We start from the raw sequence: 16,560 nt of genomic DNA, 5'->3' as shown, positions 1-16,560 counted from the left end.
CGGGCGGGCGAGTAGGCCGGGCCCGTTCCCCACGCTCTCAGGATGACGCCAGCGAATCCGTGGGGCGGCGAGCCGGCCCTGGAAAGGCGCCGGCGGTCGCGGGATGTGCGGCCTCGATCCCGGCGGCGGCCCGCAGTTCGAGCAGCCACGGCAGCACCGTACGCAGCACGATGTCGAGCCCGCCGCCGTCCCCTCCGAGCATCGCGTCGGCGGGAACCAGCACCGGGTCGGCGAACACGGTGGACGTCGCGCTGCCGTTCGGCCCGCCCCCGCCCGGCCGGGCGGGCACGAACAGATCGGGCGCATGCGCCGGGACCACCCAGAGCGTCAGGCCGTCCACGGCGGTGAGCGGCCGTGAGGACCAGACGTAACTGTCGGCCTCCCCGGCCGCGACCACCTCGTGTTTACGGGCGCGGAGCGCGACCACGTCACCGGAGCGGGCGGCGACGGAGTGCGACGCCCAGTACTGGGCCTGTCCACCCTGCTCGCCGGGGCTGCCGTCCTCGGCCAGCGCGAGGCTGCTCAGATGGCGTCCGGCGGCGATCTCACCGCGCAGCCAGGGGCTGCCGTACGACTCGATGACGGCGACCGCGGCGTAGTGGGACTGGAGCACGGCCGCGGTCGCCCGGCAGACCCGCGCGGTCCGTGCCACCACCTCGGCGGCATCCGGCAGATCCATGCCGCCGCCGCCGAATTCCGCGGAGACGGTGAGTCCCAGCAGCCCGGCGTGGCCGAGGGCCGTCACCGCGCCGCGGGGGAACTTGCCCTCCCTGTCGGTCACTTCGGCGGAGGGCGCGATGACGCCGGTCAGAACATCGGAGAGAGAGGTGCGGTACGACACGGGGTGACCCCCTCCTCGGGAGCGGCTTTCGGCAGCACGCATCGGGAGTTAGATTGCATACAGTATGTTGTCTCCCGCGTGGAGCGCCAGAGGTGAGGGGAAGGCAGTTTCCGTGACTTCGCGACACGGGCGGCACACAAACCACAGGGGCTATTGCATACTGAAATCTGTATCCCTCAGCCATTGACATGGCGTTCGCAGTCCGACGACGGGGAGGGTCCCATGCCCGACACGCCCACCATGGCAGCCCGCGGCCCGATCAACCGGCCCGCCCCACTGCGCCAGGCCGTCTACGACACACTGACCGAACTGATCATCAATGGCTCCCTCAAGCCCGGTCAGCACCTGGTCGAGGCCGAGCTCGCCGAACATCTCGGCGTCAGCCGCCAGCCCATCCGGGAAGCCCTGCAACGTCTGCACACCACCGGCTGGGTCGACCTGCGCCCCGCCCAGGGCGCCTTCGTCCACTCCCCCACCGCCGAGGAGTGCGCCCAACTCCTCAGCGTCCGGGGGGTCCTGGAGACCCACTCCGCGCGGGGCGCGGCCGAACACGCCACCGCCGAGGACGTCGCCCGCCTGTGGGAGCTGCAACAGACGGGCCTCACCGCGCTCACGGCCGGGGACGCCCGCGCCATCGTCGAGGCCAACGCCGCGCTGCACGGCCACATCACCCATCTGTCGCGCAACGCGGTCCTCGCCGAACTGATCCCGCAGGTCGACCGGCGCGTGCGCTGGTACTACATGCCCATCGCCAAACCGCGCGGCACGGACGCGTGGAGCGAGCACGCACAGATCATCCGGGCCATCGCCGACGGCGACCCCGACCGCGCCGAGCACCTCATGGGCCGGCACACCCGGAACACCACCGACTTCTACTGCCGGCAGATCGCGGCGGTGACGGCGGCCGAGCGCACCTGACGACCGCTCAGGACCGCGGGTCGATCTCCCGCAGGAGCCCGGTCGACACATCGAAGACGAAGCCGCGGACGTCATCGGTGTGCGGCAGGAACGGTGACGTACGCACGCGCTGCATCGACTGCCGTACGTCCTGGTCGACGTCCCGGAAGGCTTCCACAGCCCATGCCGGCCGCTGTCCGACCTCCATCTCCAGCTCGTGCCGGAAGTCCTCGGTCAGGCTCTGCAGACCGCAGCCGGTGTGGTGGATGAGTATGACGCTGCGGGTGCCGAGGGCACGTTGACTGATCGTCAGGGAACGGATCGTGTCGTCGGTGACGACTCCGCCCGCGTTGCGCACGGTGTGGCAGTCGCCCAGCTCCAGGCCGAGCGCGGCGTGCAGGTCGATCCGGGCGTCCATGCAGGCCACGACGGCGACTCGGAGGACCGGGGCGGCACCCATGCCCGGGTCGGCGAATCCGGCGGCGTACGCGCGATTGGACTCCACGAGCCGGTCGATGACCGTGCGGCTGCTGGGAACGGCGTCGGCGGGCAGGGTGAATCGGGATGCTGACGTCGACATGCTGGGCTACCTCACTCCGGTCGAGTTCGACAAGACCATGGATCGCGTCGCGGAAAAGTGGGGTTGAAGACGCCCTCAGCATTCCCACGCGACGGTCGCCCCCACGCCCGCACAGAAGCCGGGCGCCCGGGAAATCAGACAGATTTTAGTATCAATCTGTATACGGTATGGAGTAGCCAGAAGTCGAGAGGCGCGCCCGGGAGTGTCTCGGGTCGCGCCTCGGGTGTACCTCACCCCGCGACGGCGGGTTCCAGCCGGACCACGACGCCCTTCGAGGTCGGCGTGTTGCTGATGTCGGCCACGCTGTCCAGCGGCACCAGGACATTGGTCTCGGGGTAGTACGCCGCGGCGGAACCGGGGGTGGTCGGATAGGCGATCACCCGGAACTTCTCCGCACGGCGTTCCACCCCGTCACGCCACACGCTCACCAGGTCCACCTCGCTGCGGTCGGCGAGCCCCAGCGCCTCCAGGTCGACGGGGTTCACGAGCACCACCCGGCGGGCGTTGTGGATGCCCCGATAGCGGTCGTTCATGGCGTACGGGACGGTGTTCCACTGGTCGTGGGAGCGCAGGGTCTGCAACAGCAGATGCCCCTCGGGAGTGTGCAGCATCTCGAAGTCGTTGCAGGTGAAGACGGCTTTGCCGCTCGGGGTGGGGAACACCCCCTCGTTCACCGGATTGGGCAGCCGGAAACCGCCCGGCCGGTCCACCCTGGCGTTGAAGTCCTCGAAGCCCGGGACGACCCGGGAGATCCGGTCCCGGATCGTGCCGTAGTCCGCCTCGAACTTCTCCCAGGGGATGGCGGGGCTGTCGCCCAGGGTGCGCCGGGCCAGCCGTGAGATGATCGCGACCTCGCTGAGCAGGTGCGGTGAGGCCGGGTCCAGGCGGCCACGGGAGGCGTGCACCTCGCTCATCGAGTCCTCGACGGTGATGAACTGCTCGCCGCCCGCCTGGATGTCCCGGTCGCTGCGGCCCAGCGTGGGCAGGATCAGCGCGGTGTCGCCGCAGACGGTGTGGGAGCGGTTGAGCTTGGTGGAGATGTGCGCGGTGAGCCGGCACCGCCGCATCGCCCGCTCGGTGACCTCACTGTCGGGGGTGGCCCGTACGAAGTTGCCTGCGACCCCGAGGAACACCTTGGCCTCGCCGTCGCGCATGGCCCGGATGGCGTTCACCGAGTCCAGGCCGTGCTCGGTGGGCGGGGTGAACGCGAACTCGCGCTCCAGGGCGTCCAGGAAGGCCTGCGGCATCCGTTCCCAGATACCCATGGTCCGGTCGCCCTGCACGTTGCTGTGGCCGCGGACCGGGCAGACGCCCGCCCCGGGCCGGCCGATGTTGCCGCGCAGCATGAGGAAGTTGACGACTTCACGGATGGTGGGCACGGCGTGCTTCTGCTGTGTCAGTCCCATCGCCCAGCAGACGATGATGCTCTCGCTCCGCAGCACCCGCTCCCCCACGGCCTCGATCTCCTCCCGGGTGAGCCCGGTGGCTTCGAGGATGTCGTCCCAGGAGGCTTTGCGGGCCTGCTCGGCGAACGCGTCGAAGCCCGTCGTGTGCGCCGCGATGAACCCGTGGTCCAGCACCGCTCCCGGCCTCGCGTCCTCGGCCTCCAGCAAGAGCAGGTTGAGCGCCTGGAAGAGCGCGAGGTCGCCGCCGGGTCGGATCTGCAGGAACTGGTCGGCGATGGCGGTGCCGCGGCCGACGATTCCGCGGGCCTTCTGGGGATGCTTGAAGCGGATGAGCCCGGCCTCGGGCAGCGGGTTCACGGCGACGATGTGACCGCCGTTGAGCTTGGTCTCCTCCAGAGCGGAGAGCATCCGCGGATGATTCGTCCCCGGATTCTGCCCCACCACCAAAATGAGATCCGAGTGGTGGATGTCGTCGAGGCTCACGCTGCCCTTGCCGATCCCGAGCGTCTCCTGAAGTGCGGAGCCGCTGGACTCATGGCACATGTTGCTGCAGTCGGGCAGGTTGTTCGTGCCGAAGGCCCGGGCGAAGAGCTGAAGAAGGAACGCGGCCTCGTTGTTGAGCCGGCCCGAGGTGTAGAAGAGGGCCTCGTCGGGTGAGTCGAGCCGGCGCAGTTCCCCGGCGAGCAGACCGAGCGCCTCGTCCCAGCCGATCGGCTCGTAGTGATCGGCCCCGGGCCGCTTGACCATGGGTTCGGTCAGCCGGCCCTGCTGGTTGAGCCAGTAGTCGGACTTCTCCCCCAACTCCGAGATCGGATACGTACGGAAGAAGTCAGCCGTGACCCGGCGCGAGGTCGCCTCGTCGCTGATGTGCTTGGCGCCGTTCTCGCAGTACTCGTTCTTCGCCCGGTGCCCCGGCGCGGGCTCCGGCCAGGCGCAGCCGGGGCAGTCGAAACCCTTGGTCTGGTTGATGTTCAGCAGCGTCAGCGCCGTCCGCCGGACCGAGGTCTGGCCCAGCGAGTACTGCATCGCGTGCGTCACCGCGGGCAGTCCGGTCGCCCAGGTCTTGGGCGCGGTGACTTCCAGCCGGTCGTCCGTCGGGTCTTCGATGGTGCTCATGGTCTTGGCCTGTGCCTTTCTGCCGCTGTCGCTGCCGCGCGTACGGCGGATCCAGCGCCGTGGCCGCTCGGAGATCAGCTTCGGACAGGCCGTGAGAGGTAGTCAAAGAGAGAACAACTTCTACGTGATAAACGCCGCCTATCAACCGGGCACGACCTGCGACGACGCATCACCGGCCGGTGCGCCTTTGCCCGGCTTCGGGGGGTCGGCCACTACGGTCGAGGGCTGTCGGTCAGATCACGCCGCTCGATTTGAGGAGGCGGAGTTCCTCGTCTCCGAGGCCGAGTTCGCCGACGTAGATCTCTTCGTTGTGTTCGCCGAGGAGGGGTGAGGTGGTGATGTCGGCCGGCGAGTCGGAAAGTTTGAGGGGGTTGCCGACGGTGACGTAGGAGCCGCGTTCGGGATGCTCGACCTCGACGACGATCTCGTTGGCGGCGAGGGAGGCGTCCTCGATGATCTCCTGGGTGGAGAGGATGGGTCCGCAGGGGATGTTGTGGGCGTTCAGCTGCTCCAGCACCTGCCACTTGGGGAGGGTGGCGGTCCATTCCTCGATGAGCTGGAACATCTTGGTGAGTTTGGGCAGGCGGGCTTCGGGGGTGGCCCAGTCGGGGTCGTCGGCGAGTTCGGGCCGTCCGATGAGGGCGCTGATCGGTTTCCAGCCGACGGGCTGGACGATGACGTAGACGTAGTCGTTGGGTCCGCCGGGCGCGCAGCGCACGGCCCAGCCGGGCTGACCGCCGCCCGAGGCATTGCCGGAGCGGGGAACCTCGTCGCCGAAGTCGTCGTTGGGGTATTCGGCTAGCGGGCCGTGGGCGAGGCGCTGCTGGTCGCGCAGCTTGACCCGGCAGAGATTGAGCACGGCGTGCTGCATGGCCACGTTGACGCGCTGGCCGCGCCCGGTGCTCTCGCGCTGGAACAGTGCCGCGAGGATGCCCGCGACAGCGTGGATACCGGTGCCGGAGTCGCCGATCTGGGCCCCGGTGGCCAGCGGCGGTCCGTCGGCGAAGCCGGTGGTGGCCATGGACCCGCCCATGGCCTGCGCCACGACCTCGTACGCCTTGAAGTCGGTGTAGGGGCCCTCCCCGAAGCCCTTGATGGAGGCGTAGACGATACGGGGGTTGATCTCGCGGATGCGGTCCCAGGTGAAGCCCATCCGGTCGATGGCGCCGGGCCCGAAGTTCTCGACCATGACATCCGAGCGGCGGATCAGTTCGGTGAGGATGTCCTTGCCGCGTTCGGTCTTGGTGTTGAGGGTGATGCTCCGTTTGTTGCTGTTGAGCATCGTGAAGTAGAGGGAGTCGACACCGGGCAGGTCCCGCAGCTGCTTGCGGGTGATGTCGCCGGTCGGCGCCTCCAGCTTGATGACGTCCGCGCCGAGCCAGGCGAGGAGTTGGGTCGCCGAGGGCCCGGACTGGACGTGTGTCATGTCGAGGACGCGGATACCTTCGAGAGCTTTGGTCATGACAGCCACCTCACTTGTACATCGCCACTTGTACGTCGCTACTGGTACGTCGCCACGGGGTACGTCGTCTGGACGTCGCCCCAGACGCCTTCCACACTGTAGATTGCATACCGTATGGAATTGCCTTCATGGTTGCGGCAGACGAGGGGGATGTCCAGAGGGCGCCGAGAAGATTTCGCCACGCCCCCGCCCCCCGCTCGCCTACCTCAAGGAATCCCTGGACCGCTGCTCAGGACGGGCGGGCGCGAATGGGGAGGAGCTGGTGCGGCCGGCTGTTGCGGCTATTTCGTGGGCCGGCGTGCCTGTTGTACGTCGCGGTGGACTGCCCAGGCGTCCGCTACTGGGCCCACGTGACCGAGCTTGTCGGGGTTGAGCACCGCGCGGATCGCCTGGATCTGCCCGTCGAGTACATCGAGCACCAGGGTGTGGATCACCTTGCCGTCCCGGTCGCGGAAGATCGCGCCCGGCTGGCCGTTCACCTCGTGCGACTCGAACGTCACGTCGATCCGGGCCAGCAGGGGGAAGACGGAGGCAAGCAGCCGGGCCACGTTCTCGGCGCCGGAGACGGCCCTGGCCAGCTGCGGGGCCTTGCCGCCGCCGTCGCCGACCATCGACACGTCGGCGGCGAGCAGGTCCTGCAAGCCGACGACGTCGCCTTCGCGGAGGGCGTCGAAGAACCGCGACGCCAGTTCAGGTGGGCGCCGCTCAGCCGCCGCGGCGGACCATGGCCGCCTTGCGGGCCTCGGCGAGCTTGCGGGCCTCGCCGGACTTGCGGGACTTGCCGCCCGTGCCGCCTGTACCGCCCGTGCCGCGGGAGGGGTCCTTGCTGGTGCCCAGGCCACGGAAGGGGGCGTTGGTGTTCTTGGGCCGGGGTGCGGCGGGCCCGTCGAGCGGGGCGCCGGAGGGAGCCTTGGCCCCGGTGATCCGGCTCAGCTCCGCCTCGCCCGAGCGCACCTTGGTGACCGTCGGCCGGATGCCGGCCTCGGCCATCAGCCGGCTCATCTCGCGGCGCTGGCCCGACAGCACCAGCGTGACGACGCGGCCGGACTCACCGGCCCGGGCGGTGCGGCCCGCGCGGTGCACGTAGTCCTTGGGGTCGGTGGGCGGGTCGACGTTGACCACGAGATCGAGGTCGTCGATGTGCAGGCCACGGGCCGCGACATTGGTCGCCACCAGGACGGTGATCTGGCCGTTCTTGAACTGTGCGAGGGTCCGGGTGCGCTGCGGCTGGGCCTTGCCGCTGTGCAGGGCCGCGGCATGCACGCCGTTCGCCCGCAGATGCCGGGTGAGCAGGTCGACGGAGTGCTTGGTGTCCAGGAACAGCAGTACGCGGCCGTCGCGGGCGGCGATCTCCGTGGTGACGGCGTACCGGTCGGGGGCGTGGACGATCAGCACATGGTGGTCCATCGTCGTGACCGCGCCCGCGGACGGGTCGACCGAGTGGACGACGGGGTCGTGGAGGTAGCGGTGGACCAGGTGGTCGACGTCGCGGTCCAGGGTGGCCGAGAACAGCATCCGCTGGCCGTCGGGGTGCACCTGGTCGAGCACCTCGGTGACCTGCGGCAGGAAGCCCATGTCACACATCTGGTCGGCCTCGTCCAGGACGGTGATCCGTACCCGTCCCAGGCGGCAGGCCTTGCGCTCGATGAGGTCGTGCAGGCGGCCGGGGGTGGCGACGACGATCTCGGCTCCGTCGCGCAGCGCGGCGGCCTGCCGGCCGATCGACACACCGCCGACGACCGTGGCCATCCGCAGCCGGAGCGCGTCGGCGTACGGTGCGAGCGCCTCGGTGACCTGCTGAGCGAGCTCCCGGGTAGGCACCAGGATCAGAGCGAGGGGCTGCTTCGACTCCGCGCGCCGCCCGGCCGTCCGTACGAGCAGCGGCAGGCCGAAGGCGAGCGTCTTGCCCGATCCGGTGCGCCCGCGCCCCAGGACGTCGCGGCCCGCGAGGGCGTTCGGCAGCGTGGCCGCCTGGATCGGGAAGGGCTCGCGCACGCCGAACTCGGTGAGCGTTCGCAGCACCTCGGCCGGCAGTTCCAGGTCGGCGAAGGAGGTCACCGCGGGCAACGCCGGGGTGACGGTCTTCGGCTGGGCGAGGTCGCCCTGCGAGGTGTCGGGGCGGTCCGGGTGGTTCATGAAGAGCCTTCCGCATGGGGAACGTACCGAGGAAGGCCCGGCAGGAATGAGCAGCCGACGAACAACGGGAACCGGACGGGCAGAGCCGTCGGCCGTCACGACCGTGCAAACGTTTGACGCTACCACAGAGGGTGGCCGGCCACGGCATCGAGGAGGTGCGGACCGCCGGCTCCGTCGAAGCCCGGCGTCAGACCGGCAACAGCCGTGCGATCAAGCCACTGAGCTGCTGGGCGTTGCGGCACTCGTACATCTCGACGAGTTCCGCGTAGGCGGGCGCGGCGGAGTCGCCCGTGCCCCATTGGGAGCGCTGCTCGGGGTTCAGCCAGTAGACGCGGCGGGCCCGTCCGGACAGGTGCCGTACGGCCGTCAGGTTCGGGTCGCTCATGTTGGTGCGGGCGTCGCCGAGGATGAACACGGTGGTGCGCGGGCCCACCGCGTCGGCGTACCGCTCGTCGAAGGCGCCGAACGAGACGCCGTAGTCGCTGCTGCCGTGCCAGCCCGTCAGGGTCGCCTCGGCCCGGATGCGGGCGCTCAGTCCGTCCGCGTCGGCGGCGCCGTGCACCAGCAGCCCGGTCACCTCGTCGATCAGGTTGACGAAGGCGAACACCCGCACCTTGCTGAACTGGTCGTGCAGCGCCTGCACCAGCAGCATCGTGAAGTCGGAGAAGCCCGACACCGAGCCCGACACATCGCACAGCAGCACCAGTTCGGGCCGGACGGGGCGGCGCCGGCGCAGCACCGGTCGCATCGGCACCCCGCCCGTCGACAGCGACCCGCGCAGGGTCCGCCGCAGGTCGATGGTGCCGCGGGCGGCGCGGCGGCGGCGCGCGGCGAGCCGGGTGGCCAGCTTGCGTGCGAGCGGCTGAACCACCTTGCGCAGCTCGGCGACCTGCTCCCGTCCGGCGAACAGGAAGTCGACCCGGTCGGCGGTCGTGGCGACCGCCCGCCGGGCGATCTGGTCCCGGCCGCGCCGCTCGGCGACCCGGCGTCGCGCCTCCGTGGCGACCTGGCGTCGGAAGCCTTCGATACGCCGCCGGATCTCGTCCTCCAGCAGCCGGTCGGTGAATCCCGTGCCGTCGCCCCGCGCTCGGACGGTGTCCCGCACGCGGGCCATCAGCGTCTGCGGGCGGAGCCGGTCAAGTGTCTGGTACGACGACCAGCCGTCCGACCCGGGCGACGCCCCGTACCCGCCGAAGCCGTCCACCGCCTCGACCGCCAGCCGGGCCAGCATCGCCTGGTCGTTGGCGGCGAGCGCGGCGGCGAGCCGGTCGCGCAGATCCTCCCGGTCCGCGGGTGCTTCGGTGTCGGGCGCTCCGACACCGCGCGGAAAGTACACGTCGAAGACCGGGTCGAACACCCGTCGCTGTCCGCTGGTGTGCAGCAGCGTGGCGGCCAGCCCTTCGCGCAGCCGCTCGCGGTCCGCGAGGCCGAGTGCCTCCAACGCCTGTGCGGCGTCGACGGTTTCCCCGGTGCCGATCCGGACGCCGTGCGAGCGCAGCGCGCCGACAAGACCTGTCAGCCGTTCCGCGACACCCGACGTCGGCGCAGGAGCGTTCACATGGCGTCCAGGTCGAGTTTGGCCGCCGCCTTGAGGATGTCGTCCTGATGCTTGAGGATCACGCCGAGGCTGTCGCGTACGACGGTCTCGTCGAGGGTGTCGGCCCCCAGCGCGAGCAGCGTGCGCGCCCAGTCGATGGTCTCGGCGACCGACGGAACCTTCCGCAGATCCATCTCGCGCAGCGCCCCGACCACCCGCACCACGGACTCGTTCAGGGTCTCGTCGAGGCCCGGCACCTTCAGCCGTACGATGCGACGCTCCAGCTCCTCGTCCGGGAACCCGATGTGGAGGAAGAGACAGCGGCGGCGCAGCGCCTCGGACAGCTCCCGGCTCGCGTTCGACGTGAGCACCACGAAGGGGCGGCTGGTCGCGGCTATCGTGCCCAGCTCGGGGACGGTGACCTGGAAGTCGCTGAGCACTTCGAGCAGCAGGCCCTCCACCTCGACGTCGGCCTTGTCGGTCTCGTCGATGAGCAGCACCTTGCGGTCGTCGCCGCGGATGGCGGTGAGCAGCGGGCGCGCCAGCAGGAACTCCTCGCTGAAGATGTCCGTGCGCGTCTCGTCCCACGACTCGTCGCGGCCCGCGGTGATGCGCAGGAGCTGCTTGGCGTGGTTCCACTCGTACAACGCCCGTGACTCGTCGACGCCTTCGTAGCACTGCAGCCGGACCAGTCGGGCTCCGGCGACCTCCGCGACGGCCTTGGCGAGTTCCGTCTTGCCGACCCCGGCGGGGCCCTCCACCAGGAGCGGCTTGCCGAGGCGGTCGGCCAGGAAGACGGTCGTGGCGACCGCGGGGGACGCCAGATAGCCGGTCTCGGCGAGGCGCGCGGAGACGTCATCGACGGATGTGAACAGCAATAGGGCCTCCAGCTCGGCGCGGACGAGGTCGAGACTCGGGCAAGGCCGAGACTCACTATCTAAGCGCTTGTTCACCCCCGCTGTCACGTGTGATGGCGCCCACGCGGCCGACCCGCGGAGCGCCCTCCGGGGCACGCAGCAGGCCTTCCGGCAGATAGCCCGACCTGATGCGCAACTCCCACCCGTGCACTTGGACAGCCAGCGCGGCCAGAGCGATCGCGCCGACCGGCAGCAGGCTCCTGGGGGCCGGATCGGCTGCCGCGCTCTCGCGGTGCTGGACGAGACGACCGGCCAGGGCCCGCTCGAAGGCCGGCTGGTCGTCCTCCAGGAGTACGCGGAGAAGCTGCTGATCCGGCGTCAGCGCATCGAGGGCGTCCAATCGCCGTGTCGCTTCCAGGCGTTCTTCGGCGTCCGGCTTGCACAGCGTGACAGTGGGCCAGTCTCGGGGCAGGTGCCCGCGTGCCGGGGTCAGGTAGCCGCACAGCGCGTCCATCTCCGCGAGGCCCGCCGGATCCGACCGCGACTCCAGCGGCGAGTACGGCACCCCGTCGCGGACCGCGGGCGCATAGTCCTCCCGCAGCAGCAGACCCATCGCCCGGTCCCGCTCCCAGACCGCGCCACTGATCAGGCACAACGCGAACGCGTCCAGCCAGGTCCCCGCGTTGGGCGCGAGGTCCACCGCGTCCCCGAACGCGAAGTCCTCGCTGCTGAGCGTCTCGTCGACGAGAGGGAAGGGGACCTCGAAGTCGCCGTCGGGGAAGGCGCCGAGGCTCAGCACCCCGAGGGCGCACTCGGCCGCGGTACACAGGACTGTGCGCGCGGAGGCGGCGCCGAGCGTGGGGTCTTCCAGGGCACGAGCGGCGACGTGGTCGAGGAGTTCGTCGCCCATCTCCTGAAGGGACTTCAGGGACAGGCGGTCGTAACGCAGCCCGTGCCAGCGGTCGAACGCCCGCCCCCAGATGTCCTCCAGGGCGTGGGAGATCCGCTGCTCGCTGACGTTGTGGCACGTCACTTCCCGCACGTTGCCGACCGGCCTTCCTGCACGTTGCCGGCCTTCCTTGATCCTTCCGGCTGCCGGCGGCACGGTACCAACGTTTCCGTCCCGGAACGCGTACGGGCCGAACTCGCCCCCACTGTGGGGCGAGTTCGGCCCTGCTCCGGGCGAGCTTTCCGGACCGGCCTGGTCGGGTACGGCGCGCCTCAGAAGCCGGGGAAGACCCGCCGCAGGTCGTCGAGGGTGAGGCTGTCGCCCGTGAGGGTCACGGTGCTCGGGGTGTACGCGGGGGCGTGACGGCCGGTGGTGAGTCGCAGCCACCACTCGGCGGGGGCGGAGAGGACCGCGTCGGGCTGGGCCGGCTGGTCGGTGAGCGTGACCGTGTCGCCCAGGCCGAGCCCGAAGGCCCGCACGGGAGCGGTGGTCCGCACGGCCAGGTCGGCCCGGCGGCCGTCCAGGGCGTCGGCCTTACCGAGGAAACCTATGAGCAGTCCGACCTGGTCGAGGAGGAGCTCCGTCGCGGCGGGCGCCAGGCTCGCCGTGTGGTCGAAGGCGACCTCCACGTCCCAGGAGTGGTGGGCGAACTCGCCGAGTCGCAGACCGGCCGCCGTCGCCAGGTCGACGGGCACCGGCAGGAAACCGAGATCGATGCGCAGTTCCTCGCGAGTCCGCTGGTCGAGGCCCTCGTAGCGGCGTACCAGTGTCTCGTTGGCCGTCACAAAGCCCTCGGCCCTCTCCGCCGGGGACATGGCGTCCCAGCGCGCCCAGACCGACTTGTTGAAGTCGCCGCCCTGCGGGCCGGTGCCGTTCAGCGCGCCTTCGAGAGTGGCGAGGCCGATCTCCGCACCGCTGCCGAGGTGGCTGAGCACCTGCGACACATCCCACTCCGTCGCTCCGGACGGCCGCCCGAGGTCGGCGGCGGCGATTCCGCGCACCACGGAGGTCAGGTAGTCGTGCCCGCTGCGCAGGGCGTCGATGATGCGGTCGGCTTGCTCGGTCATGACTCAACTCCGAAGAAGTGGGGGCGGACTGCTGCCTGTGGTGATGCAACGTCGCGGAGCGGTCAGGGATTTCACACGGCGGTCCGTACGGCATGCCGGGCGCCCGGGAGGCACCACTTGAACATTCAAGTTGAAAGTTGAAACCTGAAAGGGATTGACTTGAACCGTCAAGCTTTCTCGGCCGGCCCGGCCCATAGGCAACGAAAACGCATATGGCGCCGACCGGAAATCAGTCGGCGCCATACGCGCATACAGAGATTGTGTCCGAGGGGGGATCGATACCGGGAGCTGAAACGACAAAGCACCCGCGTACACAAGGCGATCGCGAGGACGGGCGGAGCCTTCGCGCCGCGGCCAGACCCGCGCGAAGGCTCCGAGGGCAAAACAGTCCCCGGTAGTGCTGCACGTGTCCTGAAGCTTCAGTCGTCACCGTTGCCTCGGTATCGCGCCGGCTTGCCGGGGGCCTGAACCACATCCTGTCGAAGCCGCTCCGCCGACTAGACGTCCTCATAGACTTTGCGACTTTTTCGGTGTTGTGGTCTGGTAACTACGATGCACGCACTATGCCCCAAGTCAATAGGTTGTAGGTAAATTTTTCAGCATTGGGCGAAGGCGTGTGACCAGCCCGCTGATTCCGGTGCGTGCCCCTACCCGCCCCGTACCACTCCATAACGGCTGTACCGCCCGCGACCTGGGACGACGCTTCTCCGGAGGCGATACGGCACCATCGAACCTTGTGCTCGTGCGAGTGCTCGATCACCGCCCTCGCCCGGCTACTCCCCCAGTCCCTGCAGCGCCACCTCATCGTCTCTCCGCGCACCCTCCTGGCCTGGCTACGCGACCGCGACACCCGCTGCACCCAGGCCTTCGACAGCGTCTTCACAACCCAAGACAGATCGCGGTGATGATCGAGTGTTCGACGGCGAACAGGGCGTGGAGCGGGCCGCATCAGTGCTGCTCACCGGCAGGGTGCACGGCTTTCAGAACCTTGCCGAGCGACCCGTGCTGCTGGCGCTCCACTGCCGGATCCTGCCAGGAGATGGCGTCCGCGCGCGGTCTGTTCGAGGAGAGCGGCAACGGTGATCAGTGCCGGTACGGAGACGACGGTGGACAGCAGGACGGAATCTCGGGCGAGTTGTTCGGCTACGCGATACTGCGAGGCGTGGGGGTAGAGGTTCTGGGCGGCGGGCAGGGCGATGGCGGGCCGGTTGGTTCCGCGGGCGGGGAGACCGCTGCCTCGAACATGCGGTCTCTCGGCCGCCGGCGTCGCCCTTGAGCGCCAGGAGCGCCAGGTCCTCAGCGGCGCCGCTTGCTGCCCCGTCTGCCGTTCTTTCGGTGGCCGCGCTGCTGAACAAGGCCGACGTGGGCCTTGCGCTCCCGGGGCACACGCTCGGCGAGGGCCTGAAGGTCCGCGAGGCCCTCCTCGTCCGGGTGACCGGAGGCCAGAGCCGCCCGGAGGGCCTCTTCGGCCTCGCGACCCTGTTGGCGTAGTACCTCCCTCACCCCGTCGGCGCCGGTCGCCTCACAGAGCTGCAACAGGCTTTCAGCGACCATGAGCAGGCTTTCCGGCTCCGTGAGGTCCTCGGGGGTGAGGATTTCCCGGCGGGCCAGGAGGCTCAGCGCGGTGGGAGCCAGCGAGGAATCCGAACGCAGGCTTCGCAGCAGGAGCTCCCCGTCGTCGAGCGATGAGACGAGGACGTCCAGCATGGCCTCGGCCCGGGTACGGAACGGCATGGTCCGCACCGCGTGGACGAGCTGCTCCAGCGCCGCGGACCGGTCGCCGTGGACGGCGATCCACGCGGCGAGCTCCGCCCGGGCGGCCTCCGGATCGTAGTGATCGGCGAGGACGCCCAGCAAACCGGCCGGCGATGCCTGGGCAAGCTCGCCGATCAGGGGTGCATCCCGGCCTTCGGCCAGCAGCCGACGGCGCACGGAGTCCGTTCCGAGGTCAGTGAGACGGATCAACTCGACCGGGCCCGAGCTCAGTTCGGACCTCAGTTTCCGGGCCCGCTGGGTGGCCTCGTCGTCCAGCTGAGCGTCACTCAACAGGGCGTCACCCGACAGGGTCTCGTCCGGCAGGGCGTCGTCCGGCAGCCCGGCAAGTCCGGTCGGCGTCCCTGGCAGTACGCCGGACGGCGTCTCGAGGTCGTCATCGTCCTCGGTCGGTATTCCGGCCCAACTCTCGATGTCGTTCTCGCTCATCGCCAGATCCGCAAAGACAGGGTCGGCCATCCCCTGGTGGCACTCGATCGCCCCCAGGTCCTCCAAAACACCCAGCACGGTGCGCAGATCGTCATCGGCCTGTTCGAACCCGATGGAGTCCGTGGCGAAGACCTCGAGCAGGGAACTCGAGCGGTAGGCGAGGTGGACGCTGTCCCGCAGCCCGGGCCAGGGCATGGGGTACGGCAGGCTGTAGAGGGTTGCCAGTACGTCGGGCAGGACGACGTCGTACACGTCGTACAGCACGGATTCTCCGTACCTGCCGCCGCGCCCGCCGCTCACTGGGCTGGGCAGCTCGCGGAACGCGTCGAACGCGCGCCGCCACAGTGCAAGCGGGTCGTTCAGCACAGGCTCGGCATTGGCCACCGCGTACAGCCTCCCGTTGGCGACTCGTATCAGCCTGGCTGTCTTCGCCCACTCCACAAGGAGGTTGAGGCGCGGCAGGTCCCCGGACGAGCGGACCGAATCCGTGTCGTCTCCGGTGTCCAGCCGCTCTACGAGTTCCCGGGCATCTGACAGACGCAGCCTGCCGGAACCGGTCAGCATTCTGCCGTCGCGCCCCGCCCACTCGGCCAGGCCGCGCAGCTGCCGCAGGACCGGTGACCGGCCGGCCTGCTCCCGCAGCACGTCGTCGCCCGGGAGCGCGACCGGGAGCTGCGGCTCGGACCGTACGGGCCCGGAACTCCGCATGTGCCGCTCGACGATGGTCTGAAGCAGCTCCGGGTCGTAGGGCACCTCGCCACCCTGTGCCCGCCCCACGAAGTCCTGCAACGCCTGCTCGTCGTGGACGTCGACGCCCTGCTCCGCGGCGGCAGTGATCCAGAACTTCGCCAGGCCCCAGAGGCTGCGGTCGGCCATCGCCTCCGCGTAGCGGGGCGCCGCCGCGTCGACGGCCTCCAGCACCTCGGGCAGGGACGCCCCTCGGGGATCGGCAAGATGGACGGCATCCAGATACCGCAGCAGGCACCGCAGAGTGCCCGGCGCATCGGCGGGCTCCTCGTCGGGAAGTACGGTCACCGTCCGCGGAACCCAGTCGAGCAGGAACTCCTCGATGTGCCGCTGGTCCCACAGTCCCAGCCTGCCGTCCGGCGTACCGAGATGGCGATAGTCCAGCGCGGCTTCGACGACGAACGGATCGGCGTCGATCCCGTTCTCCCGGGCCCACTGTTCGAAACGGTGGACAAGAAGACCACAAACCGCCTCGTACTCGTTCTCCTCCGCGGGATTGAAGATCATCCGCATGGTTTCCCGCTCTTGTCTTTCGCAGGGCTCTGTCTCGCTGCCCACGCTACCGGCCGTGACGAACAAGCCGGTCCCAGAACCGACAGGACGGCGAGAAGAGGTGCGGCAATGCTGCCGCGGGTGCTCAGCGCACAGGCGCACCGGTTCTCCCTGCCGTCCTCCGTCAGGCGCACCGCACCTGATGCGTCGCGGTGCGAGCGGAACAACCATCGAAGGCAGGGCGGGCGGCACCCTGGAGGAAGAGAAGGTG

11 protein-coding genes and 2 pseudogenes are annotated in these 16,560 nt (G+C 69.7%); 1 reads left to right on the top strand and 12 read right to left on the bottom strand.

Annotated elements, in window-relative coordinates:
• Nucleotides 1-37: 37 nt before the first annotated feature.
• Complete coding sequence (locus AB5J50_RS42645) at nt 38-841, bottom strand: acyl-CoA dehydrogenase family protein (protein WP_369263958.1); 804 nt, start codon at nt 839-841, stop codon at nt 38-40.
• A 222-nt stretch (nt 842-1,063) separates the two neighbouring features.
• Between AB5J50_RS42645 and AB5J50_RS42640 the strand changes: the two genes are divergently transcribed.
• Nucleotides 1,064-1,759 carry a GntR family transcriptional regulator gene (locus AB5J50_RS42640; RefSeq protein WP_327433391.1) on the top strand — a complete coding sequence of 232 codons (696 nt, stop codon included), beginning with the start codon at nt 1,064-1,066 and terminating at the stop codon, nt 1,757-1,759.
• Nucleotides 1,760-1,766: 7 nt separating this feature from the next.
• On the opposite strand, the gene AB5J50_RS42635 is transcribed toward AB5J50_RS42640, so the two are convergent.
• The 11 genes and pseudogenes from AB5J50_RS42635 to AB5J50_RS42585 form a co-directional block, all read right to left on the bottom strand.
• Nucleotides 1,767-2,318, bottom strand: a complete 552-nt coding sequence (locus AB5J50_RS42635; protein ID WP_327433390.1) for a carbonic anhydrase — start codon at nt 2,316-2,318, stop codon at nt 1,767-1,769.
• Between the two features lie 230 nt (nt 2,319-2,548).
• Nucleotides 2,549-4,840, bottom strand: coding sequence for an FdhF/YdeP family oxidoreductase (locus AB5J50_RS42630; protein WP_369263957.1), 2,292 nt, complete (start codon nt 4,838-4,840; stop codon nt 2,549-2,551).
• A gap of 232 nt (nt 4,841-5,072) precedes the next feature.
• Complete coding sequence (gene frc, locus AB5J50_RS42625; protein WP_369263956.1) at nt 5,073-6,302, bottom strand: formyl-CoA transferase; 1,230 nt, start codon at nt 6,300-6,302, stop codon at nt 5,073-5,075.
• A gap of 281 nt (nt 6,303-6,583) precedes the next feature.
• A pseudogene (locus AB5J50_RS42620) lies at nt 6,584-6,994 on the bottom strand (nuclear transport factor 2 family protein); the annotation flags it as partial.
• Between the two features lie 13 nt (nt 6,995-7,007).
• Nucleotides 7,008-8,438, bottom strand: coding sequence for a DEAD/DEAH box helicase (locus AB5J50_RS42615; RefSeq protein WP_369263955.1), 1,431 nt, complete (start codon nt 8,436-8,438; stop codon nt 7,008-7,010).
• Between the two features lie 187 nt (nt 8,439-8,625).
• Nucleotides 8,626-9,996, bottom strand: coding sequence for a VWA domain-containing protein (locus tag AB5J50_RS42610; protein WP_369263954.1), 1,371 nt, complete (start codon nt 9,994-9,996; stop codon nt 8,626-8,628).
• Nucleotides 9,993-10,850, bottom strand: coding sequence for a MoxR family ATPase (locus AB5J50_RS42605; protein WP_327435293.1), 858 nt, complete (start codon nt 10,848-10,850; stop codon nt 9,993-9,995). The genes AB5J50_RS42610 and AB5J50_RS42605 overlap by 4 nt, the downstream gene beginning before the upstream one ends.
• A gap of 58 nt (nt 10,851-10,908) precedes the next feature.
• Nucleotides 10,909-11,874 (bottom strand): immunity 49 family protein, encoded by a 966-nt coding sequence (locus tag AB5J50_RS42600; RefSeq protein WP_369263953.1) that lies wholly within the window; start codon nt 11,872-11,874, stop codon nt 10,909-10,911.
• A 179-nt stretch (nt 11,875-12,053) separates the two neighbouring features.
• Entirely contained in the window at nt 12,054-12,848 is a 795-nt protein-coding gene (locus AB5J50_RS42595) for a maleylpyruvate isomerase family mycothiol-dependent enzyme (RefSeq protein WP_369263952.1), read from the bottom strand.
• Nucleotides 12,849-13,911: 1,063 nt separating this feature from the next.
• A pseudogene (locus tag AB5J50_RS42590) lies at nt 13,912-14,043 on the bottom strand (AEC family transporter); the annotation flags it as partial.
• Nucleotides 14,044-14,144: 101 nt separating this feature from the next.
• Nucleotides 14,145-16,304 carry a hypothetical protein gene (locus AB5J50_RS42585; protein ID WP_369263951.1) on the bottom strand — a complete coding sequence of 720 codons (2,160 nt, stop codon included), beginning with the start codon at nt 16,302-16,304 and terminating at the stop codon, nt 14,145-14,147.
• Nucleotides 16,305-16,560: the final 256 nt, after the last annotated feature.

It is taken from the genome of Streptomyces sp. R35 (assembly GCF_041053035.1).
Classification (GTDB): domain Bacteria; phylum Actinomycetota; class Actinomycetes; order Streptomycetales; family Streptomycetaceae; genus Streptomyces; species Streptomyces lutosisoli.
Note: the sequence above shows the minus strand (reverse complement) of the source record. Positions and strands in the feature narration are given on the sequence as shown.